The following is a 24,782-nucleotide window of genomic DNA, read 5'->3' on the forward strand; positions in this document are numbered from 1 at the left end:
CGGGGCGTGTGCGGATTGCTTCGATGCGGATGGCGACTGCGCCATCCGGCCTGTCCACCCTCGCGGCGCGTTGCACGGCAGTCTGTGCGGCGCTGGTGCTGGCCGCTTGCAGCACCACACCGACCGCGCCCCCCATCGAACGGCTGCCCGGCGCCCCGCAATCGCAGGCGCCGGCGCTGCCGGCCACCGAGAATGGCAACGAGGTGGCGCTCTACGCCCTCTCCCTGATCGACACCGGCTACCGCTTCGGCGGCAAGAACCCCTCCGCCGGCCTGGATTGCAGCGGCATGGTCAGCTACATCTTCGGCCAGGCCGCCAACTACCGCATCAGCGGCAGCGCCGCCGACATCGCCCGCCAGGGCCGCCAGATCGACCCTTCGCAGTTGCGCGCAGGCGACCTGGTGTTCTTCAACACCATGAACCGTCCCTTCTCGCACGTGGGCATCTACCTCGGCGATGGCCGCTTCGTGCATGCGCCCTCCACCAATGGCAAGGTGCATATCACGCGCATGGACAATCCCTATTTCTCGCGCCGCTTTGAAATGGCGCGCACCTACTTCAACTGAGTGTCGCTCTTGCGGACCGCGCGTTTGCGCGGCCGCTCCTGCTGCTGCGCCCGGTCACCATACTCGCGGATCAGGTTGGCGCTGTAGCGCGTAAAGGCAATATCCATGTGCCGGCGCATGGCCGCGCGCGCCTGTTCGGGATTGCGCTGGCGTAGCGCTTCCATCACCAGGCCATGCTCGTCGATGGCCTCCTGCCACACGCGGGTGCCGTCGAAATGGCTGTGAAGGCGCTTGAACAGCGGCCCCAGGCGGGCATCGAAGAGCTGCGTCACCAGCCCCACCAGCACGCTGTTGCCCGTGGCTTCGGCCAGGCGGATATGGAACAGCCGGTCGGCCTCGAGCGGATCGATGCCGGCCTGGGCGTTGGAGATCATCAGCGCATAGACCTCCTCCACCGCCGCGATCTGCTGCTTGCTGCCATGCTGGGCGGCGGCATAGGCGACCTCCCCCTCGATCATCTCGCGCGCCCGGATCAGCTCCAGCGGGCCTTCCTCGCTGGAGAGATCGATGCGCCGCTCGCGCTGCACCGGCGGGCAGACATAGATGCCCGAGCCCATCCTGACCTCGATATGCCCCTCCACCTCCAGGGCGATGAGCGCCTCGCGCAGCGAAGGCCGGCTCACGCCCAGTTGCAGGGCCAGATCGCGCTCCGAAGGCAGGCGCGAACCCACGGCGAATTCGCCCTCCACGATCAGCTTGCGCAACTGGTCGCTGATCTGCCGGTACAGCCGCTGCGGTTCGATCGCTTCGATGGGCATGATGGCCTTCAGTTCAGGGTGGCAGGGAACTCCAGATCATAGGCCGCGCCGGCCTCGCGCAGCATGGGCGCAATGGTCGGATGCAGGGTCACGCCCTGCGCCAGTTGCTCGGCGCGACGCTGCATGCCGCGGTCACCCGGCATGCGCACCTGGCCGACGCCAGGGCGTGGCGGATTGGCGCGGCAGGCCTGGGCGATATGATCCATCTGGCGCTTGAAGTCCTGCTCGCCGCCAAAGGCCGACGGGTCATAGAGCGACATGAACACCGTCGCCCCCCAGCCCGCCGCCGGATCGGCCCGGCCAAAGCCGGACAGGCCGCCGGTGAGCGCCTCGATCAGCACCGCCAGCCCGAAACCCTTGTGCCCCGCCGACAGCCCGCCCAGCGGCAGGATGGTGCCCGGCGGCGTGGCCGAGAGCACGGCCGGGTCACGGCTGGGATGGCCGGCGCCGTCGATGAGCCATTCTTCCTCGAACTGCTTGCCGGCCTTGTGCAGGCGATTGCTCATGCCATTGGTGGTGATGGAGGCCGAGATATCGACCAGGAAGGGCGTGCCGGAGGTGGGAATGCCGGCCGCAATGGGATTGGGCGTAAACACCGCCTGGGTGCCCCCGAACGGCGCCACGCTCTGCACCGCCGGATCGGAACTGGCCAGGATCATCATGAAGCCCTCCTGGGTGGCGCGCAGCAGGTAGGCCGCCAGGCAGGCGATGTGATGGCTGTGGTGGATGGTCAGCGAGGCCGTACCATAGTCGCGCGCCTTGGGGATCAGGGCATCGATGCCCTGGTGCACCAGCCAGGGACCCGGCAGGCGGCGGCCATCCCAGGCCAGCGCGGCAGCCCGTTCGGAGAGCACCTCGGGCTGGCCGGACTTGGCCATCGCGCCTTTTTCCAGCTCCTTCACATAGGGGGCCAGCAGCGCCAGGCCGTGGGTATCATGGCCCAGCAGATCGCCATCGACCAGGGTGGCGGCGACGCTGTCGGCCTTGTCGGCTTCCAGCCCGGCCTTCTGCAGCAGGGTGGTCGCGAACTGACGCAGCGCATCAGCGGAAAAACGTTCGGGTGCAGCCATTGCAACAACCATCCTTTCCTTGCTTGTCTTCACGAGAGAAACCGGTTTGCCTCACGCCGTGGCCAGGGTCTTCCTGCGCACCAGCTTCAATGCCAGCGGCAGCAGCCACAGCAGCAGCGTGATCACGCCCAGCGTGCCGGCAATGGGGCGCTCGAAGAAGGCCAGGAACTGTCCGTCGGCCTTGATCATCGAGGTCACGAAATGTTCTTCCAGCATCCCGCCCAGCACCACGCCCAGCACCGCTGGCGCCACCGGGAAGCCGTTTTCTTCCATCACATAGGCCAAGAGACCAAACACCAGCATGATGCCCACATCGGTCACGCTGTTGTTGGTGGCGTAGGAGCCGACGATGCAGAAGAGCAGGATCAGGGGCATCAGGATGCCACGCGGAATGGACAGGATACGCTTGGCCATCTTGATGCACCAGAAGCCCAGCGGCAGCATCAACAGATTGGCGAGGATGAAGACGATGAAGATGGCATACATCGACACCGGGTTTTCCACGAAGATCATCGGCCCCGGGTTGAGGTTCTTCATGTAAAGCACCCCGATGACGATGGCCGTGATGGAGTCGCCCGGAATGCCAAAGACCAGCGCCGGAATCCAGGCCCCAGCCAGCGCCGAGTTGTTGGCTGCGCCTGATTCGACGATGCCTTCCGGGTGGCCGGTGCCGAATTTTTCCGGCTCTTTGGACAGCTTCTTGCTCATCGCATACGACATCCAGGCCGCAATGTCCGCCCCCGCGCCGGGCAGCGCGCCCACCAGCGTGCCCAGGACGCTGCCGCGCAATACCGACTTGGGATACTTGAGCATCAGGCCCCACATGCCCTTGAAGACATTGCCCACCCGGCTCTCGGCCACCTTCATGCTGAAGTCGCGCGAGACCGCAAAGCGCAGCACCTCCGACATGGCGAACATGCCCACCATCAGCGGCACCAGCGAGACCCCGCCCAGCAGGTCGGGCTGATCGAAGGTAAAGCGCGGCGCCCCGGCCGGATTGCCCATGCCGATGGAGGCAATGAACATGCCGAGGAAGAGCGACACGAAGCCTTTGAGCGGATTGTCGGAGGCGATGAAGATGGCGCAGGTCAGTCCCAGCAAGACCAGCCAGAAATACTCGAAGGAAGAGAACTTCAACGCCAGCTCGGCCAGTGCGGGCGCCGCCAGGATCAACACCAGGGTACCGAACAGCCCGCCGATGACCGAGAACACCAGGCTAGCGCCCAGTGCGATCTCGCCCTGCCCTTTCATCGTCATCGCATAGGCTTCATCGGTATAGGCCGCCGACGAGGGTGTGCCGGGAATACGCAACAGGCAGCCCGGGATATCGCCCGAGAAGATCGCCATGGCGGTGGCCGACACCATCGCGGCAATGGCCGGCACCGGCGGCATGAAGAAGGTCACCGGCACCAGCAAGGCCACCGCCATGGTGGCCGACAGGCCGGGCACCGCGCCCATGAAGAGGCCGAAGATGGATGACCCGAGGATCACCGCCAGCACGTAGGGATCAAAGACCATCCCGAAGGCCGCATAGATATTGGCGAACATGTCGTCTCCTTACCAGGCCAGGGGCGTGAGGATGCCCCAGGGCAGCGGCACCTTGAGCAGCTTGTAGAAGATGGTGTGGATGATCAGGGCGCAGGCCAGGGCCGTCGGCACGGCGACCAGCAGGCGGGTGCGGAAGGTCACGAACAGCACCAGCAGCAGCACGAAGGCGGTCGGCAGGAAGCCCAGCGGCTCCGAGACCCAGATGTAGAACAGCAGCGAGGCCGGCACCAGCAGGAAGGCCAGCACCGCATGGCCATTGCCGATCCATTCGGGCAGCGTGAACCAGTGCGCATCCTGGTCCGCTGCGCCGGTGGTGGAAAAGGTGGAGACATGCGCCGAGCGCGCCTTTGTCTTGCGCAAGCCGCGCAGGCCGCGCAAGACCAGCAGCACGGCGCAAATCAGCAGACCCACCGCCAGCGCCTGCGGAAAGACGTTGGGGCCGATATCCTGCCCCATCGCAGGCAGGCGGGAAGAAGCAATCCAGAGCACGACCGCAAACAGCGCGACCACCAGCCCGGACAAGGCATCATTGATTTTCATGGCAGCGATCCTGAATCCTGAAAGAGAGACGACAGCAGACAGCACGCGTGCGCCACGCAGCAGATTCAGCCGGGCGCACGCGTTCAGGACATTACCTGGCCATGCCCAGGGTCTTGAGAATGGCGCCCATGTCGGCGTCGCTCTTGTCCATGAACTTGCCGAACTCGGCCGAGTCGGCATACATCACGCCGAAGCCGCGCCCGCTCATGAAGTCCTTGTAGTCCTTGCTCTCGTAGATCTTCTTCAGGCTGGCCGAGAGCCGCGTCTGCACCTCCGCCGGCAAGCCCTTGGGCGCAACGATGCCGCGCCAGGCGCCATTGGTCCAGCTGCTGCCGGTCAGGCTCTTCAAGGTCGGCACCTTGGGATAGAGCGCGGCCGGCTCGTTGGCCATCACCACCAGCGGCACGGCCTTGCCGGCGTCGATCAGCGAACGCGCTTCCGGCAGCGAGGCTGCGACGATGTCCACGCCACCGGCGGCCAGGTCCACCATGGCTGGCGCTGCGCCATTGGAGGGGACGAAGCGCACCGCATTGGGCGCCACCTTGAGATCATTCAACATGCCCGCCAGGCCCAGGTGCCAGATACCGCCCTGCCCGGTACCGGAGGCCTTGAGCTTGCCCGGATTGGCCTTGATGGCCTTGAGCAGGTCATCGAAGTTCTTGTAGGGCGAATCGTGGCTCACCGTCAGCGCAGCCGGGTCGAAGTTCATCAGCGCCAGCGGCGTGAAGTCGCGCGGCGTGAGCTTGGTCAGGCCCTGGTGGTGCATCATCGAGATTTCCACCGTGGCGATGCCGATGGTGTAGCCGTCCGGTGCGGCGCTGGCGATGGCCTGATGGCCCACCGCGCCATTGCCGCCGGTGCGGTTGACCACGTTGACGGGCTGGCCCAGGTCCTTTTCCAAGAGCGCGCCGATGATGCGCGCGGTGGCGTCGGTGCCGCCGCCGGCGCCCCAGGGCACCACCAGCGTGACCGGGCGCTCGGGCCAGGCAGCGAAGGCGGCAGGCGCGGCCAGGACAGATAACGCCACGGCGCTGGCCATGAGGGATTTCAATACGGTTCTGCGGTTGCTTTTGCAGGTGCTTTTGCGGGTGCTTTTGCTGCTGCTTTTGCCGATAAAGGGCATGTGTCTCTCCTCCGTTGTCAGGCGGGGGAAACGCTTGGCAAAGGGCTTGTCGTTTCCACCAGGGGTACCTGCGTGAGAGCGCCGGTCGGGCCGGCTTTGTTGGTCTCGTGTCCAGCGCAGGTGCGGATGCCTTGCTGCTTTTTTCTTGGTGTCCGTAGCGTCCCGGACTTATGTTCCCGACATCGCCTGACCAGCCCATCGAGGATGCGACTAGCGCCATGCTCAAGAGCCAACAGGTAATGTGGTCTGACCAGCGGGACCTAGAATTTCACATCCTCCCGGTAGTGTCAAGGATGAATGGTACGCATCAAAATAATTCATCTTCGCTGCCACGCAACAAAATCCGCCGACCGCAAACCCTTGCCCCGCCTGGATTACAGCAGAGAGGCCGCGATTCTGTCATGCTGCACAGGCGCATCGCAACACCACAGCGGCGGCACCTCGAAAAAGCTTTCCCGCCTTCTGGTATTACCACTTGACCAAACAAATCTGACTGCAATAGACTCGCAGCCAATCATACAAGTCACGTCGCATCAGCGTGCTTTGCTACCGTCGGGGACGGGGCAGGCTGCAGGGCAGAACGGGACGGCACAGACCCGGCCGCGACAGACCATGCCAGCGGCCTCAGGCAACGGAGACATCGCTTTGACCTATGCAGCGACGAGTGCGAACCGCAGGACACCGCTTGGCTGGGCGCGCAACGCCGCCGCCATGGCGGCTGGCAGCGTGCGGGCCCGCCGCGCCTTGCATCGCGCCTCTTCCTTCGGATCCCTGCTGGCCTTCCTGCTGATCGATTTTTCCCGCTATTTCTTTGACCAGGGCGACAGTCATCCTGTCCCCGCGCGCGTCCCCGCCTGAACCTGAAGCATTCAGCTTCACCAGGCCAGACGCGCCCCGGCAGCACAGAACCGCTCTGCAGGCCTATCCGGCCTGCAGCTCATGGATTCATGCGCAGCCTGCACAGGCAGGCCGCGCCAGGGAAAGACAATGACTGACGATACCAAGAAATCCACCCGCCGCAGCCAGGCCTGGTTCGGCCGCCAGGACCGCGATGGTTTCATCTACCGCTCCTGGGTCAAGAACCGCGGCGTCCCGCACGACCAGTTCGATGGCCGTCCGGTGATCGGCATCTGCAATACCTATTCCGAACTGACCCCCTGCAATTCGCACTTCCGCGCCCTGGCCGAACAGGTCAAGATCGGCATCTGGGAAGCCGGCGGCTTCCCGCTGGAATTCCCCGTGATGTCGCTGGGCGAGACGCTGCTGCGCCCCACCGCCATGCTCTACCGCAACCTGGCCAGCATGGATGTGGAAGAGTCGATCCGCGCCAACCCGCTCGATGGCGTGGTGCTGTTGATGGGCTGCGACAAGACCACCCCGGCCCTCCTGATGGGCGCGGCTTCGGTGGATGTGCCGACCATCGGCGTGTCGGGCGGCCCGATGCTGTCGGGCAAATATCGTGGCCGTGAACTGGGTTCCGGCACGGGCGTGTGGCAGATGTCGGAAGACGTGCGCGCCGGCAAGATGACGCAGGAAGAATTCTTCGAAGCCGAAAGCTGCATGCACCGCTCGCACGGTCACTGCATGACCATGGGCACCGCTTCCACCATGGCCAGCATGGTCGAGGCGCTGGGCGTGGGCCTGCCGCACAACGCCGCCATCCCCGCCGTGGATGCGCGCCGCAATGTGCTGGCCCGCAATGCCGGCCGGCGCATCGTGCAGATGGTGGAAGAAGACCTGGTGCTCTCCAAGATCCTCACGCGCCAGGCCTTCGAGAACGCCATTCGCGTCAACGCCGCCATCGGCGGCTCCACCAATGCGGTGATCCACCTGCTGGCCATCGCCGGGCGCATCGGCATCAAGCTGGACCTGAAGGACTGGGACGACATCGGCCAGCAACTGCCCTGCCTGCTGGACCTGCAGCCGTCGGGCAAATTCCTGATGGAAGATTTCTATTACGCTGGCGGCCTGCCGGCGGTGATCCGCCAGCTGGAAAGCGTGATCGACAAGACCGCCCTGACCGCCAACGGCAAGACCCTGTGGGAGAACTGCCAGGACGCGCCGAACTGGAATGAGGAAGTCATCCGCTCTTTCGACAAGCCGTTCAAGGAAGCCGCCGGCATCGCCATCCTCAAGGGCAACCTGGCGCCGGACGGTGCGGTCATCAAGCCCTCGGCGGCCACCCCTGCCCTGCTCAAGCATCGCGGTCGCGCCGTGGTCTTCGAGAACAGCGACGACCTGCACAAGCGCATCGATGACGAGAACCTGGACGTCGATGAAACCTGCGTGCTGGTGCTGAAGAACTGCGGCCCCAAGGGTTACCCCGGCATGGCCGAAGCGGGCAACATGCCGCTGCCGCCCAAGATTTTGCGCAAGGGCATCACGGACATGGTGCGCGTGTCGGATGCGCGCATGAGCGGCACCGCCTATGGCACCGTGGTCTTGCATGTCTCGCCGGAAGCGGCGGCAGGCGGTCCGCTGGCGCTGGTGCAGAACGGCGACTTCATCGAGCTGGACGTGGAGGCGCGCAAGCTGCATCTGGATGTGTCGGATGAAGAACTGGCGCGCCGCCGTGCGCAATGGCAAAAGCCCGAGCTGCCGCCGCAGATGCAGCGCGGCTGGGTCAAGCTCTATGTGGATCACGTGCAGCAGGCCAACCAGGGTGCCGACCTTGACTTCCTGGTCGGCAAGAGCGGGCCTTACGTGCCCAAGGACAATCACTGAACCAGCCTGCCCTTGCCGCTTGCAACGGCGGCGAGGGCAGCAAGAATTTTTAAAGCCAAACGGCTTGACCGAATTCCACCTGCAGCAACGCATCAGGCATCACAGGCTTCAAAAAACAGCATTAAGAAAAAGTTAAGGGTCATTCAAACAGCATTAAATTTATCTTGATACCAGCATCCGTCGTACCCCGGGACCACGGTACAGCCACACAAGCGGCGACCGTGTTCCAGGAAGTAGTTGCATCAGGTGGACCAAGACAACCATCACGGAGACGAGCAATGAAAGTACTGATCACGGACTACGATTTCCCCGACGTCGACCTGGAGCTTGCGCTCTACAAGGAAGCCGGTGTGGAAGTGGTGACCGCACAATGCCGCACGGAAGAGGAGGTCATCGCTGCCTCCGCAGGATGCCAGGGCCTGCTGGTGCAATACGCACCGGTGAACGCCAAGGTCTTTGCGGCCCGCCCCGAAATCCGCATCGCCAGCCGCTATGGCGCCGGCTTCGATACCATCAACACCGCCGACGCCGCCGCCCATGGCGTGTGGGTGGCCAACTCGCCCGACTACGGCGTAGGCGAAGTCGCCACCCATGCGCTGGCGATGGCGCTGGACCTGATCCGCAACATCACCGTCTACGACCGCGCCGTGAAGGCCGGTGAATGGCACTACACCACCGCCGGCATCATCCCGCGCGCCTCTGATCTCACCATCGGTATCATCGGTCTAGGCCGCATCGGCAAGCGCATGGCGCATATCTCGCGCAATCTCTTCAAGCGCGTCATTGCCTATGATCCCTACATCATCGATGGCGACTTCCCCGCCTATGTGGAGCGCGTCGGTCGCGAGGAACTGTTCCGCCAGGCCCATGTGGTCTCGCTGCACACGCCGCTCAACGACGAGACCCGCAACATGATCGACGCCTCCCTGCTCGATCTGCTGCAAGCGCAGAGCTACCTGGTCAATTCCGCCCGCGGCGGCCTGGTCAAGATCGACGACCTGCTGGCGGCGCTGGAAAACGGCAAGCTCAAGGGGGCGGCGCTGGATGTGTTGCCGGTGGAGCCGCCGCAGACGGCTTCGGCTATCGTCCAGCATCCGCGTGTGCTATTGTCGCCGCACGCGGCCTTCTTCTCGGATGTCGCGGCGCGCGAACTGCGACGCAAGGCGGCCCAGAACCTGATCGACTGGGACCGCACCGGCCGGCCTTCCTATGTGGTCGTCCAGGGCAAGAACAAATAAGTAAAAAAACAAGTAAAAAACAAGTAACAGATAAGCACAAATAATCATCAACCCCGGCAACGGGGCGCCAATGCAGCACCCTCGCCTGCGGCCAGCCGGCGAGGCATCAGTGTAGAAAACAGAAAAAAGGGGACCCCGGAGATCCCCCACATGCCCCCAACGGGCATGCCTGAACAAAGTGCGTTGCGGCCGCCTCCGTCTGGAACCGGTTCCGCAGCGTCGATACGAGGATAGACACGAGGAGCATTTGATGGCATCAGTACAGATCCGCGCAGTCAAGAAACAGTTCGGCAGCACCCAGATCATCCGGGGCGTCGACATCGATATCGCCGATGGCGAATTCACCGTCCTGGTGGGCCCTTCCGGCTGCGGCAAGTCAACGCTCTTGCGCATGCTGGCGGGACTGGAAGAAATCACCGGAGGCGAGATCCTCATCGGCGGCACCGTGGTCAACAACGTCCAGCCCAAGGACCGCGACATCGCCATGGTGTTCCAGAACTACGCGCTCTACCCGCACATGACGGTGCGCGACAACATGGCCTTTTCGCTCACGCTGGCCAAGAAGGACAAGGCCTTCGTGGAAGAGCGCGTCAAGAAGGCCGCCGACATCCTGGGCCTGAACCAGCTGCTGGACCGCTATCCGCGCCAGCTCTCCGGCGGCCAGCGCCAGCGCGTGGCGATGGGCCGCGCCATCGTGCGCGATCCGCAGGTGTTCCTCTTCGATGAACCGCTCTCCAACCTCGACGCCAAGCTGCGCGTGCAGATGCGCACCGAGATCAAGGAACTGCACCAGCGCTTGAAGACCACCTCCATCTATGTGACCCACGACCAGATCGAAGCCATGACCATGGCCGACCAGATCGTGGTCATGCGCGATGGCCTGGTCGAGCAGCGCGGCCGTCCGCTGGACCTGTACGACTATCCGGCCAACCTGTTCGTGGCCGGCTTCATCGGTTCGCCGGCGATGAACTTCATCCCCGCCACCCTGCGCCGCAGCGCCACCGGGGCCGAGGTCGAGTTCGCCGATGGCACCCGCGTGCCCGCTCCCTATGGCGCTGCCCTGCAGGGCAATGACGGCCAGAAGGTGACCTATGGCGTGCGTCCCGAACACCTTTCCATCGGCGCAGCCGGGCAAGGCATCGCCACCAAGGTCATCGTGGTGGAACCCACCGGCGCGGATACCGAAGTGTTCTCGCGCTTCGGCGACACCAGCCTCACCTCCATCTTCCGCGAGCGCCATGACTTCGGCGCAGGCGACGTGATCCACCTGGTCCCCGACCACAGCCGCACGCACCTGTTCGATGCCGAATCGGGCAAGTCGCTGGCAGGACGCTGATTCGAGCAAGCAGCACCGCAGTACCGGCAACACCGTAGCGCAGCATCAGAAGAACAAGAGTCCATCCGCGCCAGCGCAGTCCAGGCGCGGTCCAATTCGACTTTCAACCGAAGGAGTAGGAGACATGAGCAAGCTGACACGACGCGAATTCCTGGTGACCAGCGCCGCCGCCGCCGCGGCTACCGGCATGGGCGCGAACGCCTTTGCCGCAGGACCGGGCGCGGCTGGCGCCGACAGCATCAAGTACCCCATCGAGCAGGGTGCCACCCTGCGCGTGCTGCGCTGGAAGCGTTTCGTCCAGGGCGATGAAGACCTGTGGAACGCCAACGTCAAGAAGTTCACCGAACTGACCGGCGTGGCCGTGCGCACCGACAGCGAAGGCTGGGAAGACGTGCGTCCCAAGTCGGCCGTGGCGGCCAACGTGGGCAGTGGTCCGGACATCGTGCTGGGCTGGTTCGACGACCCGCAGCAATATCCCACCAAGCTGGTGGACATGACCGACCTGGCCGATTCGCTGGGCAAGCGCTATGGCGGCTGGTACGACGTCTGCCGCAAGTACGGCACCAAGGACGGCAAGTGGATCGCCCTGCCGCTGGGCGTGATCGGCAATGCCCTGGTCTATCGCGAAAGCCAGATCAAGGCGGCCGGCTTCGACGCCATTCCCAAGGACACGGCCGGCTTCCTCAAGCTGTGCCAGGCCCTCAAGGCCAAGGACACGCCGGTCGGCTTCGCCCTGGGCAAGGCCGTGGGCGACGCCAACAACTGGGCGCACTGGCTGTTGTGGTCGCACGGCGGCAAGCTGGTGGACAAGAGCGGCAAGGTCGCCATCAATTCGCCCGAGACCCGCGCAGCGCTGGAATACGCCAAGCAGCTCTACGCCACCTTCGTGCCCGGCACCCTGTCCTGGCAAGATCCGTCCAACAACAAGGCTTACCTGGACGGCCAGATCAGCATGACCGCCAACGGCATCTCGGTCTACTACGCCGCCAAGAACTCGCCGGACCCCAAGCTGCAAGAGATCGGCAAGGACACCCTGCATGCGCACTTCCCCATCGGTCCGGTGGGCAAGCCTTCGGAGCTCATGCAGATCACCCAGATGATGGTCTTCAAGCACACCAAGTATCCCAATGCGGCCAAGGCCTTCGTGCAGTTCATGTTCGAGCCGGATCAGTACAACCCGTGGATGAAGGCCTCCATCGGCTACGTCAGCCAGTCGCTGAAAGCCTATGAGAAGAACCCGATCTGGACCGAAGACCCCAAGGCCACGGTCTACCGCGACTCGGCCTCGCTGATGCTGGACCATGGCCACGAAGGCCCGCTGGGACAAGCCTCGGCAGCCTGCATGGCCGACTACGTGGTGGTGGACATGGTGGCCGAGGCAGCTTCGGGCGCCAAGACCGTGCAGCAGGCCATCGACCGCGCAGCCGATCGCGCCAAGCGCTACTACAAGGCTTGAGGCCAGCGCCGTCAGCGTGAAGGACAAGGCGCCGGGTTCCCTCGGGACAGCGGGCAAAGGGGCAGGTTGTCAGGGCCTGCCGACCCGGCGCCGCAGCGCTGACGCAAGGCGACACGTCACAACAGTACCGGCCGCAGGACTGCCCTGCGGCCCTTTCATCGAGGCACATCATGCTATCCCGATTCCTGAACAACCGTAACGTACTGGGCATGCTGTTCATGGCCCCGGCCGTGATCCTGTTGGTGGTGTTCCTGACCTACCCGCTGGGCCTGGGCATCTGGCTGGGCTTCACCGATACCAAGATCGGCGGCGAAGGCAGCTTCATCGGCCTGGACAACTTCACCTATCTGGCCGGCGATTCGCTGGCCCAGCTGTCGCTGTTCAATACCGTGTTCTACACGGTCAGCGCCAGCATCCTCAAGTTCATGCTGGGCCTGTGGCTGGCCATCCTGCTCAACAAGAACGTGCCGCTGAAGACCTTCTTCCGCGCCATCGTGCTGCTGCCCTGGATCGTCCCGACCGCGCTGTCTGCGCTGGCCTTTTGGTGGCTGTATGACGCGCAGTTCTCCGTCATCAGTTGGGCGCTGCACAAGATGGGGCTGATCGACCGCTACATCGATTTCCTGGGCGACCCGTGGAATGCGCGCTGGTCCACCGTCTTTGCCAACGTCTGGCGCGGCATTCCCTTCGTGGCGATCTCGCTGCTGGCGGGCCTGCAGACGATCTCGCCGTCGCTCTATGAAGCCGCAGCCATCGACGGCGCCACGCCCTGGCAGCAGTTCCGCCATGTGACGCTGCCGCTGTTGACGCCCATCATCGCGGTGGTGATGACCTTCTCGGTGCTGTTCACCTTCACCGATTTCCAGCTGATCTATGTGCTCACCCGTGGCGGCCCGCTCAATGCGACGCACCTGATGGCCACGCTCTCGTTCCAGCGCGCCATTCCCGGCGGAGCGCTGGGTGAAGGCGCGGCGCTGGCAACCTACATGATTCCCTTCCTGCTGGCAGCGATCATGTTCTCGTACTTCGGCCTGCAACGTCGCGGCTGGCAACAAGGAGGTGACAAATAATGGCCAAGAAGAAAGACGACCAGCAGGAACCCCAGGGCATGGATTTCCTGCAATCGACCCCGCGCAAGTGGGTGACGATCTATATCCCGCTGCTGATCTTCCTGTTCGTGCTGCTGTTCCCGTTCTACTGGATGGTGATCACGGCCTTCAAGCCCGACAATGAATTGCTCTCGCAGTCGGGCAACCCGTTCTGGGTGATCGCCCCGACGCTGGCGCACTTCAAGAAGCTGCTGTTCGATACCCAGTATCCGGCCTGGCTGTTGAACACCGTGATCGTCTCGGTGGTCTCCACCTTCGCCTCGCTGGCGGCCAGCGTCTTTGCCGCCTATGCGATCGAACGGCTGCGCTTCCAGGGGTCCAAGCAGGTCGGGCTGGGCATCTTCCTGGCCTACCTGATCCCGCCTTCGATCCTGTTCATCCCGCTGGCGGCGATCGTGTTCAAGCTGGGCCTGTTCGACACGCGCTGGGCGCTGATCCTGACCTACCCAACCTTCCTGATCCCGTTCTGCACCTGGTTGCTGATGGGTTACTTCCGCTCGATTCCCTATGAGCTGGAAGAGTGTGCCTTGATCGACGGCGCCACCCGCTGGGAGATCCTGGTCAAGATCATCCTGCCGCTGGCTGTTCCTGGGCTGATCTCGGCGGGCATCTTTGCCTTCACGCTGTCGTGGAATGAGTTCATCTATGCGCTGACCTTCATCTCCTCCTCCGAGGTGAAGACGGTGCCGGTGGGGATCGTCACCGAACTGGTGGAAGGCGACGTGTATCACTGGGGTGCGCTGATGGCGGGTGCGCTGCTGGGCTCGCTGCCGGTGGCGGTGGTGTATTCGTTCTTCGTGGAGTATTACGTGTCGGGGATGACGGGGGCGGTGAAGGAGTAGTCGCCCGCCGATCCAGCCCTGCAAAGAGAAAGCCCGGCGTTCGCAAGAACGCCGGGCTTTTTGCTGCGGGTGTCAGCAGACTAAGCAGTACTTACTGCTTTGCCACAGGCGCACTACCCGCCTCCACCGTCTTCTTTTCCGGCAGTTGCTTGCGCACCTTGGCCACATCCGATGCACTCACCGAGGAAGCCTGGTTGCCCCAGCTGCTGCGGATGAAGGTCACCACCTCCGCCACTTCCTGGTCCGACAGGCGGCTGCCGAAGGCGGGCATGGCGAATTGCGTCGGGGCCTTGTGGGTCCAGGGCATTTCGGCGCCTTCCAGAACGATGCGGATCAGCGAGGCCGGGTTCTCGGCATTGACCGTCGGCGACAGGGCCAGGCTCGGGAAGGTCTCGTCATAGCCCTTGCCGCTGCTGCGGTGGCAGGCCGCGCAGTTGTTCAGGAAGGCCATCGCCCCCGGACTCTGGTCGCTCCCCTTGCGCAAGGCCTGGTGGGTCTTGTCGTCATAGGCCAGGGCCGGCGTGCCGTCCTTGACCGGCTTGAGCGACTTCAAGTACTTGGCCATGGCCGAGAGATCTTCCTCGGTCATGTACTGGGTACTCTGGGCAACCACATCGGCCATGCCGCCAAAGGCTGCGGAATGGCTGTTGCGGCCGGTCTTGAGGAAGGCCACGATATCGGCCTCGCTCCAGTTGCCCAGGCCATCGCGGGCGTCGCCGCGCAGGTTGTTGGCCAGGTAGCCATCGATGACGCCGCCGGAGAGGAACTGGCTGCTGTCATTGGACAGCGCCTTCTCCTGCATGCCCACGCCGCGCGGAGTGTGGCAGGCTCCGCAGTGACCCAGGCCTTCGACCAGGTATTGGCCACGGACCAGGGGACTGTTGTCCTCAGGACCCTCGACCGCCACCGCCGGTGCGAACACCTTGCGCCAGATCGACAAGGGCCAGCGCATCGACAAGGGCCAGGTGATGTCCACCCCGCGATTGGGTGCAGGATCCGCCTGCACGCCATGCATGAAGTAGGCATACAGCGCCTTCACGTCAGCCGGCTTGACCTTGGCGTAGGACGGATACGGCATGGCCGGATAGAGCGAGGCGCCATCCTTGCGGATGCCGTGACGCAGGGCGCGGTCGAAATCCTCTTCGCTGTAGTTGCCGATGCCGTTTTCCTTGTCCGGCGTGATGTTGGAGGAATACACCGTGCCGATAGGCGTGGCGATGGCCAAGCCGCCTGCAAAGGGCTTGCCGCCCTTGGCGGTGTGGCAGGCCACGCAGTCACCGGCCTTGGCCAGGTATTCGCCACGCTGCACCAGCTGCTGGTCGGCCGAGGGCGCAGCCGGATTGCTCTGCGCTGCGGCGGTCAACGCGGACAGCGACATGACGGCCGCGCAGGCGGCGATGAAATAATGCTTGATCATGGTCGTCATCCTTATGCCTGCACCAGCGGGCCGGGGTTTTTCAGATACTGCTCGCGGATCGCCTTGGCAGAGTGATACGCCAGCGCCGTGACCAGCCCGGTCGGGTTGTAACCCATGTTCTGCGGGAAGGCGCAGGCGCCGTAGACGAACACATTGGGCACATCCCAGCTTTGCAGGTACTTGTTGACCACGCTGTTCTTGGGCGTCGTGCCCATGATGGCGCCCCCGGTCAGGTGGGTCGATTGATAGACCCGCGTATCCCAGGACGAACCGGTCTTGCGCACGGCCTTGACGACCTTTTCCGGATTCATGGCCTGGCCGACCTTTTCCATCTCACCGGCGATGTAGGTCAGCATCTTGCCTTCGTTCTCCTTCCAGTTCAGGGTCATGCGCAACAGCGGCTGGCCGTTGGCGTCCTTGTAGGTCGGGTCCAGCGACAGGTAGCAATCGCGATAGGCCATCACCGAACCGGACATGCCGATGGTCAGGGTGCGCTGGTAGGCATCCTGCACACTGGCCTTCCATTCGGAACCCCAACTGGGCAGCTTCTCGCCCGGCATGGTGCCGGCCTGCTTGATGGGACGGCCGCCATAGCGCACGTGACGGATCGAGGCGCCGCCGATGAAGCCCAGCGGACCGTGGTCGAACTGGTCGGCGTTGAGGTCGTCCATGCCCACGCCACCGGCGCCAGTGCCGATGAAGGGATTGAATTGCGTGCCCTTGGGCATGACCACGTTGATGCCGCCGTTGTACTGGTAGGCGAAGTTCTTGCCGACCACGCCTTCGCCGGTCACCGGGTCATACGGCTTGCCGATGCCCGAGAGCAGCAGCAGGCGCACGTTGTGGGTCTGGAAGGCGGTCAACAGCACCAGGTCGGCGGGTTGCTCGACCTCGCGTCCTTGCGCATCGATATAGGTGACGCCAGTGGCGCGCTTGCCGGAGGCGTCCAGGTTGACCTTGATCACCTGGGCCTTGGTGCGCACCTCGAAGTTCTTGCGCTTCAACAGCACCGGCAGGATGGTGGTCTGTGGCGAGGCCTTGGAATACATGTAGCAGCCGTAGTTTTCGCAGAAGCCGCAGTAGTTGCAGGGGCCGATGCGCACGCCGTACGGATTGGTGAAGGGTTGCGAGGCATTGGCCGCCGGGGCCGGATAAGGGTGGTAACCGACATCGCGCATGGCCTTTTCGACCAGCGAGGCGCTGTACTGGTATTGCAGCGGCGGGGTCGGGAATTCATCGCTGCGCTCGCCTTCCAGCGGATTGCCGCCGGGGACGATCTGGCCCTTGAGATTGCCGGCCTTGCCGGAGACGGCCATGACCTTTTCGGAGAAATCGTAGAAGGGCTCCAGCTCCTTGTAGGTCACGCCATGATCCTGGATGGTCATGTCCTCGGGGATGAATTTCTTGCCGTACTTCTGCTCGTGGTGGGTGCGCATTTCCAGCTCTTCGGGCAGGTTGCGGTACATCATGCCGTTCCAGTGGAAACCGGCGCCGCCCACGCCATCGCCCAGCAGGAAGGAGCCATGCTGGCGGTACGGTACGGCCACGTCGGAGAGGGTGTGACGAATGGTCACGGTCTCGCGCGAGAGGTCCTGGAACAGCGCACCGCGCACGGAGTATTTCAGTTCATCGACCGCCTTCGGATAAGGCGTGTCGGTATTGGTGTCACGCATGTCGCCGCGTTCCAGAGCCAGCACGCTCAGGCCGGCTTCGGTGAGCTCCATGCCCATGATGGAGCCGGTCCAGCCCAGGCCCACCATCACTACATCCACTTTGTCTTTTTTGATAGCCATGATCAGCCCTTCTCTCCCAGAATCGACACAGGGCCGTATGGATACTTGACGTTGTATTGATCGACCCAGTCGGCGTAATCGGCACGCGCCCCGGGGAAACCGACCATCTTCCAGCCCCCCATCTTCTGGTTGCCGCCATACATCGGGTCGGCGAAATAGCCTTCCTTGGTATTGCCCAGCATGAAGTTGAAGAAGGTCTTGGCCGGCACGGTCTCGAAGCTGATCTTGCCGCCGTCCATCATCTTGAGCACGTCCAGCTGCTTGGCCTTGTCGAGTTCGGCGAAGACCTTGCCGTGGTTCTTGCTGCACCAGTCGTTGCAGGCGGCGATGCCCTGGCGATAGATGTCGCGCGGCACCAGCGAGAGCTGGTAACCCAGTTCAGGCACGCTGTCCGGATGGAAGGGACCTTGCATGTACCACAGCTTGCCGGCCCCATACGGGGTTTCCATCTGGCGGTCGATGAATTCGGGCACGCCGGTTTCCAGCGCACCGGCGCCATACTGGTCCGAGGGAATGAGGTGATCGACGGCGGCGTTGAGGAAGGCCCATTCGGCTGCCGTGAAGTAGGTGGGGGTATAGGCGCGGGCCTTGCCCGGCTCGCTGCTGTCGGCCATGGCGGCCTGGCTGACTGCGACGGTAGTGGCGCCACCTAGCGTACTTGCGGCTGGGACGATGGCCAACACCTGGCGCAGAAAGCGCCGCCTGGGCTCTTTATCTTGTGACATGACTATCCTTTGGGCTGGAATGGACGAGAGGTACCTGGACCGTGGCACGACCCGGCGCGCACAGAAGGAAAATCCCTTGCGTGACGGATGGAGGCGGTCTCTTGTTATTGCGGGTGATGCGCCCCTGCCCCACCGCTACGGGCGCGGCCGGACAAGGGGGAAAACAGGGAAGCTCAGGCCAGCACTTCGCCGAAGAAGGCCTGCAACGCCACCGCCGCACGCTGGGCGGTCTGGCGGTGGTAGAAGAAGCCGGGGCTGTTGGCGTCGGGGTCGGTAAAGGAGTGAGCGGCCTGGCCATAGTTGACCAATTGCCAATCGATATTGAGTGCGCTCATCTCGTCGATGAAGCCATTGACCTGCTCGCGCGGCACCGAGGGGTCCTGTACGCCATGCAGCACCAGGACCGCGCCCTTGACCTTGCTCTGGGCAGGCGCTGGGGTATCGAGCGCGCCGTGCAGGGATACGGTGCCGCGCACGTCGGCACCGTCCCGCGCCAGTTCCAGCGCAGCCGTGCCACCGAAGCAGAAGCCGCAGGCGCCCAGCCTGGCGGCATCGAGCTTGACGAAGCTCTGCTCGCGCAAGACCTTCAACACGCCATGCATGCGCTTGCGCAGTTCGGCGCGGTCCTTCTTGAGCGGGATGATCGCGGCCAGGGCTTCGTCCGGATTGGCCGGACGCAGGGTCTTGCCGAACACATCGGCCACCAGGATGGCATGGCCCGCACCGATGGTGGTGGCGGCAATCTCCAGCGCCTGCTGGCGCAGGCCGAAGTAGTTGGGCACGGTCACCACGCCCGAGACCGGCGGCTGGGCCTTGTTGTAGAGCAGCACGCTTTCGTAGGTGATGCCATCGGCGTTGTGGGCGATGGTCTCGATGCCGAGATCGGTAGCGGAAATGCCGAGCTTGTCGGCGATGGCGGCGGTATTCCAGGGTGTGGACATGAGGGCTCCTTTGGATGACCAATGCCGGCGTGGAGACCGGCATTGAGGAAACTTTTATGCTTTGGCGCGACGCTGAGGTCGGACCGCGACCGGGCCGGGATGAGCCGACCCTTGTCCGGACGCAGACCTCAACAAGTCGGCCATGTTCGCACAAATGGTGCATTCCTGCAGAAGGTCAGACCACTGGATCTCGTCAAAATGCGAGGCTCATCCATACAATGCCCCTACAAGACGCACAGGATTGGTCTCAGCTTGACTTTTTACTGCGAGCAATAGATTCTTGCCCCACCCATCGGCAGACTCATCCTATAAATCCAACATCAGCGAGCGTCCATGAACGAACATTCCGACCTGCCCAGCCAGGCAACGCCCCCCTTCTCCACTGTCCTCAACACTGCAGCACCGGTCAAGCCTGAAGCCTTTTCCTTCAGTGGCCGCGGTGGCGAGTACTTCCGCATCTGGATCGTCAACCTGCTGCTGTCCATCGTCACCCTGGGCATCTACTCGGCCTGGGCCAAGGTGCGGCGGCTGCGCTATTTCTACGACAACACCTCCGTCGCCGGCGGCAGCTTCGACTATCACGGCAATCCGATCGCCATCCTCAAGGGGCGCATCATTGCGGTGGTGCTGCTGGCAGTCTACAACCTGGCCGGCGCAGGCGGGCCGCTGCTGGGCCTGGCAGCCGCACTGCTGCTGGTGCTGGCCGGACCATGGCTGCTCTGGCGCAGCCTGCAATTCAAGCTCTACAACACCAGCTATCGCGGCATCCGCTTCGGCTTTCGCGGCAGCCTGGGCGGGGCGGCCCGCAACTTCCTGATGTGGCCCATGCTGGCCAGCATCTCCCTGGGACTGCTGGCGCCGTTGGCCTACCAGCGCTTCAAGCGCTACCAGCACAGTGAGGCGCGCTTCGGCGCGACCCACTTCTCCTTCCACGGTTCGGTAGGGGCGTTCTACAAGACCTTCCTGATCGGACTGGGACTGTGGCTGGGCGGCATCATCGTGATCTTCCTCGGCTTCGGCGGCATCACCCTGATCCAGATGGTCCAGGTAGGTGCAACCGCAGTGTTGAGCCTGGTGCTGATGGTGCTGGCGCTGTATGCGTGGACCTTCCTGGCCATGCCGCTATGGATGACGCTGCTGCAGAACCTGGTCTGGAACAATACCCGCCTGGGTGAGCACCGCTTCCAGAGCAATATGCGCTGGGGCCGTACCGCCTTCATCGTCTTCACCAACGTGCTGGGTGTGGTCTTCACGCTGGGCCTGTTCACGCCCTATGCACAGATCCGCATGATGCGCTATCGCATCGAGTCGCTCACACTGCTGCCGGCCAGCAGCCTGGATGACTTCGTGGCGTCCAGCGAAGCGCATGGCTCGGCCACCGGCGAAGGCCTGGGCGACCTGCTCGACTTCGACCTCTCGATGTAAGCCCATGTCAGTGCTCGCCTCCTATTACGACGGCAGGACCTCCCGACGGCACCAAGTGACCCTGGAGGTCGTCGCGGGCGTGGCGCAGGTGCGCGGAGAGATCGAACGGGATTGCCCGATCGGGCAGTTGCGGGTCTCTGAACGTTTCGCCCGCGCTGCACGCAAGGTCAGCTTTCCTGATGGGGCCTATCTCGAGATCATCGACGGCGCGGCCTTCGGTGAGTTGCTGCAGGAAACCGGCCACCAGGATTCCCTGGTGGTACGCCTGCAGCAAAGCTGGCGTCATGCGCTGGCGGCCTGCGCCATCCTGGTCGCGGTGGTGGTGCTGAGCTACGTCTACCTGTTGCCGCTGGCTGCACAAGGCATCGCCGCCATGCTGCCAGTGGCAGTGGATCGCCAGATCGGCCAGGGCACGCTGGAATTCCTCGACCAGCACGTGCTGGCCCCCAGCCAGCTCGATGCGCGGCGCACCCAGGCCATCACGGCGCGCTTCCAGGCCTTGACGGCGCCGCTGCCGGATGCGCCGGATTACCAGATCGTGTTCCGTAAGAGCCGTATCGGACCCAATGCCTTCGCCCTGCCCTCTGGGCAGATCGTGGTGACCGACGAGATCGTGCGGCTGCTGGACGATGATGACGCCCTCATGGGCGTGCTGGCCCACGAGCTGGGCCATGTGCATCGACGCCACCTGATGCGGCGGCTGATCCAGAGTTCAGCCATTGCGGCCACCGCCACGGTGCTCTTCGGTGATGTTTCGGCGGTACTGGCCAACATCCCGACGGTATTGCTGGATCTGAAGTACTCGCGCGATATCGAGCGCGAGGCGGACGACTACGCCATCGCCATGTTCAAGGCCAATGGCCTGCCGCGCCAGAAGCTGGCGCTGGTCTTCGAGAAGCTGGAAAGCGCCGGCAAGGACGGCCCGGTCTCGCCCTACCTGTCCAGCCATCCGGCCAACGACGAACGCATTGCCCACATCCTCGGCGCACGCTGAGCAAACTGACCGATCCTGACGAAAATGAAAAACCCGGGGCGCTGATGCGGCCCGGGTTGGCAGATGAGGCTGGATGACTGAATCGTCGATTCAGCGATTCATCGACGCTGCTCTTCCTGCGACATGGTCGACAAGCCCGAATAGAGGCTGCAGCAATGCGGCGCACCGCGGTGCGAGCCGGTGTCGAGTTCGCTGGAGTCGTTGAGAAAATCGACCAGCTTGCGATAGAGTTTTGCGAAGTAGTTCATGACTTACCCCCTTTCACTGTTTTCTGATGGCAGCACGACAAGCCTGTCTGCCAGTGCCGGTGAGCCCATGGTCTACACTCATACGGCCGGCACGAACCGTATAAATTGTTTATATCATTTATTCTATGTGCATGCAGAGCTGACGTCTATCGGGAAATTCCGGACAAAGGTGCAGGTGTTGCGTGTAACCATCGCTTCCAATTGACCTACATGGTCCCTGCGTGGAACTGCAGCCACTGCCGGAAAGCCGCCATGGCAGCGGTCTGCGGGCGCGACTTCAAGCTCGTGAGCCAATAAGCGCCCAGCACGATGCGCTGTCCGAAAGGGCAGACCAATCGGCCCTGTTGCAGTTCGCGCTCGAACATCAGCACCGGCAGCAACGCCACACCGGCCTCCTGGGCAGCCGCTTCGGCCAGGGCCAGCGAGGAGTCGAACACGAAGCCGCGCAAGGGCGGACAAGCTGCACCCGCCGCCGCGAACCAGCGCCCCCATTCATCGCTGCAATAGGAGCGCAGCAGCGTCTCCGCGCCCAGGTCGGCCGGCGAGCGCAGGCGCGCCGCGATGGCGGGCGCACACATGGGCGCCAGCGGCGCTTCGAACAGACGTTCAGCCTGTGTGCCATGCCATGCACCATCGCCAAAACGGATCGCGTAATCGAGTCCCTCACCGGCCAGGTCGACGCGATTGTTGTTGGTCAGCAGGCGCAGGTCGACAAAGGGATGCTGTTGCTGGAACTGGCGCAGCCGCGGCATCAGCCACCCCACGGCGAAGGTGCCGACCACGCCGACGGTGAGCACCTCGCGCCGCCGGCCATCTTCGAACTGGGCCAGCATATCGGCAATGCGGCCAAAGGATTGCGCCACCACCGGCAGCAGCGCCAGCCCCTCATCAGTCAGGGCCAATCCGCGCGGCAGACGCCGGAACAGGGCCACGCCCAGGCGCTGCTCCAGGTTCTTGACCTGCATGCTCACGGCCGTCTGGGTCACGCTCAGTTCCTCGGCGGCGCGAGTGAAGGAGAGATGGCGGGCCGAGACTTCAAAGGCGCGCAAGGCATTCAGGGGGAGGTACATGGCGACTCCAGACATCAGTTTTTCTTTGGTCTGCACCCAATTATCATGAATTGTGAGACTTGCCGCCACTGCCTATGATGCGGCCCTATCGCCATCATTCATCGAGGAGAATTCATGTCCGGAAGACGCCATTTCCTTTCTCTTGCAGCGCTCGCTGGCGCTGGCCTGATCAGCCGCAGCTGGGCCGCTGACGCCAAAAGCACAATTAAAACTGAGGACTCCGACGCGCTCACAGCGCGCTTGTCGCGGCTGGAAGCCGATATCGCCGGTCGCCTGGGCGTGTCGCTGCTGGACACGGCCAGCGGTCGTCATTGGGGCTATCGCGCCGACGAGCGCTTCCCCATGTGCAGCACCTTCAAGTTCCTGGCGGCCGCTGCAGTGTTGCGCCGGGTGGATCAAGGCCAGGAGCAGCTGACGCGCCGCGTCGTCTATCAAAAGCAAGACCTGGTGCCCTACTCCCCCACCACCGGCAAGCACACCGGCGGCGCGGGCCTGTCGATGGCGCAACTGTGCGAAGCGGCCATGACCCTCTCCGACAATACCGCCGCCAACCTGATGCTGGCGAGCATGGGCGGACCGGCGGGACTGACCCGCTTCGTGCGCACGCTGGGTGACGAACTGACCCGGCTGGATCGCAATGAACCGACCCTCAACGAAGCCGTCCCCGACGATCCGCGCGACACCACCACCCCGGCGGCCATGACCGCCGACCTGCGCCAGCTGGTGCTGGGCAATGCGCTCACACCGGCCTCGCGCCAGCAGCTCACGCAATGGCTGATCGCCAACCAGACCGGCGACAAGCGCGTGCGCGCCGGCCTGCCCGCCAGCTGGAAAGTGGGCGACAAGACCGGCACCGGACGCCTGGGTACGGCCAATGACATCGGCGTGGTGTGGACGACGCAGGGCGCACCGCTACTCTTTGCGGTCTATCTCACGGAAAATGCAGCCACCGATGCAGGGCGCGACGCCGTGCATGCCGAAGTAGGCCGACTGATCGGCCAGTTGATGAGCTAGGTCGGAAGAAGGCGCTCAGCCGGCAAAGTCCAGCCACACCGCGCCGATGTCGTGCAGTGCGGCCTCCACCCGCCGCCCGCCGCGCGCCATCTGCAGGCCGGTGCAAGACCCCGTGGTGATGATCTGCCCGGCCCGCCAGGGCTGGCCACGGCGGGCGCAATGCAGCGCCAGCCAGCCCAGCAGCGGCCACAGGTCAGCGGGATTGCCGCCGGTGGTATGGGCGACCGGCTGGCCATCGATGCTCAGACTGGCCTCGATCTGGCGCAGCGACAGTACGTCTGGCAGTGCTTGCGGCGCGCCGGTCACCAGTGCGCCATGGCTTTGCAGGTCGGCCATGCCAGCCCAGGGATTGGTACAGGGAGGATGCCCCAGGCGGGTCTCCACCACCTCGATGGCGGGCAGGATGGCATCGAAGACCGTGCGCAGCTCTGCCTCGTCGGGCAGTTGCTCGCCCGGATCGTAGTCGCGCCCCACCCGCAAGGCCAATTCCACTTCCAGCCCGCGCATGCGCCATTGCGGCCCGGCCAGCGTGGTCCCGGAAGGCAGTACGCCCGAGAGCGGCAAGGGCGCGCAGCCGGGCGTGCCGCCATCGCCCTTGCTGCCGACCTTCCATCCGCCGATCGGCCCCAGGCGCAGCAATTGCGCATCCTGCACGGCATAGGCCGTCTCGACATCGCCCACGGCCAACCGGCGCCAGTCCAGGGCCAGGCCGCTGTGGCGGGCGTCGAGCAGAAGTTGGGTAGCGGCGTCGATGTGCATGCGCGAAGTCTCCGGGGCAAAAATGAATGCAGCGCATTGTACTGGCTGGCAGCGCCCGCGCCCACTTGCAGCGCGGCAATGAACTC

At 63.9% G+C, this 24,782-nt stretch carries 23 protein-coding genes; 11 read left to right on the forward strand and 12 right to left on the reverse strand.

All coding sequences use genetic code 11. From position 1 onward, the window contains the following. Window positions 1-29: 29 nt before the first annotated feature. Complete coding sequence (locus BGK68_RS24170; RefSeq protein ID WP_233149473.1) at window positions 30-566, forward strand: C40 family peptidase; 537 nt, start codon at window positions 30-32, stop codon at window positions 564-566. On the opposite strand, the gene BGK68_RS24175 is transcribed toward BGK68_RS24170, so the two are convergent. From BGK68_RS24175 to BGK68_RS24195, 5 genes are all read right to left on the reverse strand, one after another. Continuing rightward, on the reverse strand, window positions 554-1,324 hold the full coding sequence (locus BGK68_RS24175) for a FadR/GntR family transcriptional regulator (protein WP_075259165.1): 771 nt from the start codon (window positions 1,322-1,324) through the stop codon (window positions 554-556). The two genes, BGK68_RS24170 and BGK68_RS24175, sit on opposite strands and share 13 nt — an antisense overlap. Before the next feature lie 8 nt (window positions 1,325-1,332). Continuing rightward, on the reverse strand, window positions 1,333-2,394 hold the full coding sequence (locus tag BGK68_RS24180; protein WP_171941720.1) for an Ldh family oxidoreductase: 1,062 nt from the start codon (window positions 2,392-2,394) through the stop codon (window positions 1,333-1,335). A gap of 51 nt (window positions 2,395-2,445) precedes the next feature. Continuing rightward, window positions 2,446-3,942 (reverse strand): tripartite tricarboxylate transporter permease, encoded by a 1,497-nt coding sequence (locus BGK68_RS24185; RefSeq protein ID WP_075259166.1) that lies wholly within the window; start codon window positions 3,940-3,942, stop codon window positions 2,446-2,448. Between the two features lie 9 nt (window positions 3,943-3,951). Beyond that, complete coding sequence (locus BGK68_RS24190) at window positions 3,952-4,482, reverse strand: tripartite tricarboxylate transporter TctB family protein (RefSeq protein ID WP_075259167.1); 531 nt, start codon at window positions 4,480-4,482, stop codon at window positions 3,952-3,954. A 91-nt stretch (window positions 4,483-4,573) separates the two neighbouring features. After that, window positions 4,574-5,521 (reverse strand): tripartite tricarboxylate transporter substrate binding protein, encoded by a 948-nt coding sequence (locus tag BGK68_RS24195; protein WP_075259168.1) that lies wholly within the window; start codon window positions 5,519-5,521, stop codon window positions 4,574-4,576. A 381-nt stretch (window positions 5,522-5,902) separates the two neighbouring features. Here BGK68_RS24195 and BGK68_RS27925 point away from each other — a divergent pair, with 381 nt between their 5' ends. The 7 genes from BGK68_RS27925 to BGK68_RS24225 all read left to right on the forward strand — a co-directional run bounded on the left by BGK68_RS27925 (window position 5,903) and on the right by BGK68_RS24225 (window position 14,310). Next, on the forward strand, window positions 5,903-6,463 hold the full coding sequence (locus BGK68_RS27925; RefSeq protein WP_158035514.1) for a hypothetical protein: 561 nt from the start codon (window positions 5,903-5,905) through the stop codon (window positions 6,461-6,463). A gap of 129 nt (window positions 6,464-6,592) precedes the next feature. Then, on the forward strand, window positions 6,593-8,329 hold the full coding sequence (locus BGK68_RS24200) for an IlvD/Edd family dehydratase (RefSeq protein WP_075259169.1): 1,737 nt from the start codon (window positions 6,593-6,595) through the stop codon (window positions 8,327-8,329). A gap of 278 nt (window positions 8,330-8,607) precedes the next feature. Then, window positions 8,608-9,567 (forward strand): C-terminal binding protein, encoded by a 960-nt coding sequence (locus tag BGK68_RS24205; protein WP_075259170.1) that lies wholly within the window; start codon window positions 8,608-8,610, stop codon window positions 9,565-9,567. 250 nt (window positions 9,568-9,817) lie between these two features. Continuing rightward, window positions 9,818-10,903: an ABC transporter ATP-binding protein gene (locus BGK68_RS24210; RefSeq protein WP_075259171.1), complete on the forward strand. Its 1,086-nt coding sequence runs from the start codon at window positions 9,818-9,820 to the stop codon at window positions 10,901-10,903. A gap of 124 nt (window positions 10,904-11,027) precedes the next feature. After that, the gene (locus BGK68_RS24215) at window positions 11,028-12,359 is read left to right on the forward strand and encodes an ABC transporter substrate-binding protein (protein WP_069374473.1); all 1,332 of its coding nucleotides are present in this window, start codon (window positions 11,028-11,030) and stop codon (window positions 12,357-12,359) included. 170 nt (window positions 12,360-12,529) lie between these two features. Next, window positions 12,530-13,429 carry a carbohydrate ABC transporter permease gene (locus BGK68_RS24220; protein ID WP_013235284.1) on the forward strand — a complete coding sequence of 300 codons (900 nt, stop codon included), beginning with the start codon at window positions 12,530-12,532 and terminating at the stop codon, window positions 13,427-13,429. After that, the gene (locus BGK68_RS24225; protein WP_075259172.1) at window positions 13,429-14,310 is read left to right on the forward strand and encodes a carbohydrate ABC transporter permease; all 882 of its coding nucleotides are present in this window, start codon (window positions 13,429-13,431) and stop codon (window positions 14,308-14,310) included. The genes BGK68_RS24220 and BGK68_RS24225 overlap by 1 nt, the downstream gene beginning before the upstream one ends. Window positions 14,311-14,401: 91 nt before the next feature. On the opposite strand, the gene BGK68_RS24230 is transcribed toward BGK68_RS24225, so the two are convergent. The 4 genes from BGK68_RS24230 to BGK68_RS24245 form a co-directional block, all read right to left on the reverse strand. Next, the gene (locus tag BGK68_RS24230) at window positions 14,402-15,727 is read right to left on the reverse strand and encodes a c-type cytochrome (protein ID WP_198937251.1); all 1,326 of its coding nucleotides are present in this window, start codon (window positions 15,725-15,727) and stop codon (window positions 14,402-14,404) included. Window positions 15,728-15,738: 11 nt separating this feature from the next. Beyond that, complete coding sequence (locus BGK68_RS24235) at window positions 15,739-17,520, reverse strand: GMC family oxidoreductase (protein WP_075259174.1); 1,782 nt, start codon at window positions 17,518-17,520, stop codon at window positions 15,739-15,741. Window positions 17,521-17,522: 2 nt separating this feature from the next. After that, window positions 17,523-18,245: a gluconate 2-dehydrogenase subunit 3 family protein gene (locus BGK68_RS24240; protein ID WP_075259175.1), complete on the reverse strand. Its 723-nt coding sequence runs from the start codon at window positions 18,243-18,245 to the stop codon at window positions 17,523-17,525. A gap of 173 nt (window positions 18,246-18,418) precedes the next feature. Further along, window positions 18,419-19,186, reverse strand: coding sequence for a dienelactone hydrolase family protein (locus tag BGK68_RS24245; protein WP_075259176.1), 768 nt, complete (start codon window positions 19,184-19,186; stop codon window positions 18,419-18,421). Between the two features lie 333 nt (window positions 19,187-19,519). Between BGK68_RS24245 and BGK68_RS24250 the strand changes: the two genes are divergently transcribed. Both BGK68_RS24250 and BGK68_RS24255 read left to right on the forward strand, forming a co-directional pair. Then, a complete protein-coding gene (locus BGK68_RS24250; protein WP_075259177.1) occupies window positions 19,520-20,611 on the forward strand; it encodes a YjgN family protein in 1,092 nt (363 codons plus the stop codon). Window positions 20,612-20,615: 4 nt separating this feature from the next. Continuing rightward, a complete protein-coding gene (locus tag BGK68_RS24255) occupies window positions 20,616-21,605 on the forward strand; it encodes a M48 family metallopeptidase (protein WP_075259178.1) in 990 nt (329 codons plus the stop codon). A gap of 98 nt (window positions 21,606-21,703) precedes the next feature. On the opposite strand, the gene BGK68_RS28095 is transcribed toward BGK68_RS24255, so the two are convergent. Beyond that, complete coding sequence (locus tag BGK68_RS28095) at window positions 21,704-21,853, reverse strand: hypothetical protein (RefSeq protein WP_198937252.1); 150 nt, start codon at window positions 21,851-21,853, stop codon at window positions 21,704-21,706. A 206-nt stretch (window positions 21,854-22,059) separates the two neighbouring features. Beyond that, window positions 22,060-22,923, reverse strand: coding sequence for a LysR family transcriptional regulator (locus BGK68_RS24260; protein WP_075259179.1), 864 nt, complete (start codon window positions 22,921-22,923; stop codon window positions 22,060-22,062). A gap of 114 nt (window positions 22,924-23,037) precedes the next feature. Here BGK68_RS24260 and bla point away from each other — a divergent pair, with 114 nt between their 5' ends. Next, entirely contained in the window at window positions 23,038-23,937 is a 900-nt protein-coding gene (gene bla / locus BGK68_RS24265) for a class A beta-lactamase (RefSeq protein WP_075259180.1), read from the forward strand. A 15-nt stretch (window positions 23,938-23,952) separates the two neighbouring features. Here the strand turns inward: bla and BGK68_RS24270 are convergent, their stop codons facing one another. Continuing rightward, window positions 23,953-24,696 (reverse strand): fumarylacetoacetate hydrolase family protein, encoded by a 744-nt coding sequence (locus tag BGK68_RS24270; RefSeq protein WP_075259181.1) that lies wholly within the window; start codon window positions 24,694-24,696, stop codon window positions 23,953-23,955. Window positions 24,697-24,782: the final 86 nt, after the last annotated feature.

It is taken from the genome of Herbaspirillum camelliae (genome assembly GCF_001929405.1).
Taxonomy (GTDB): Bacteria; Pseudomonadota; Gammaproteobacteria; order Burkholderiales; family Burkholderiaceae_D; genus Herbaspirillum; species Herbaspirillum seropedicae.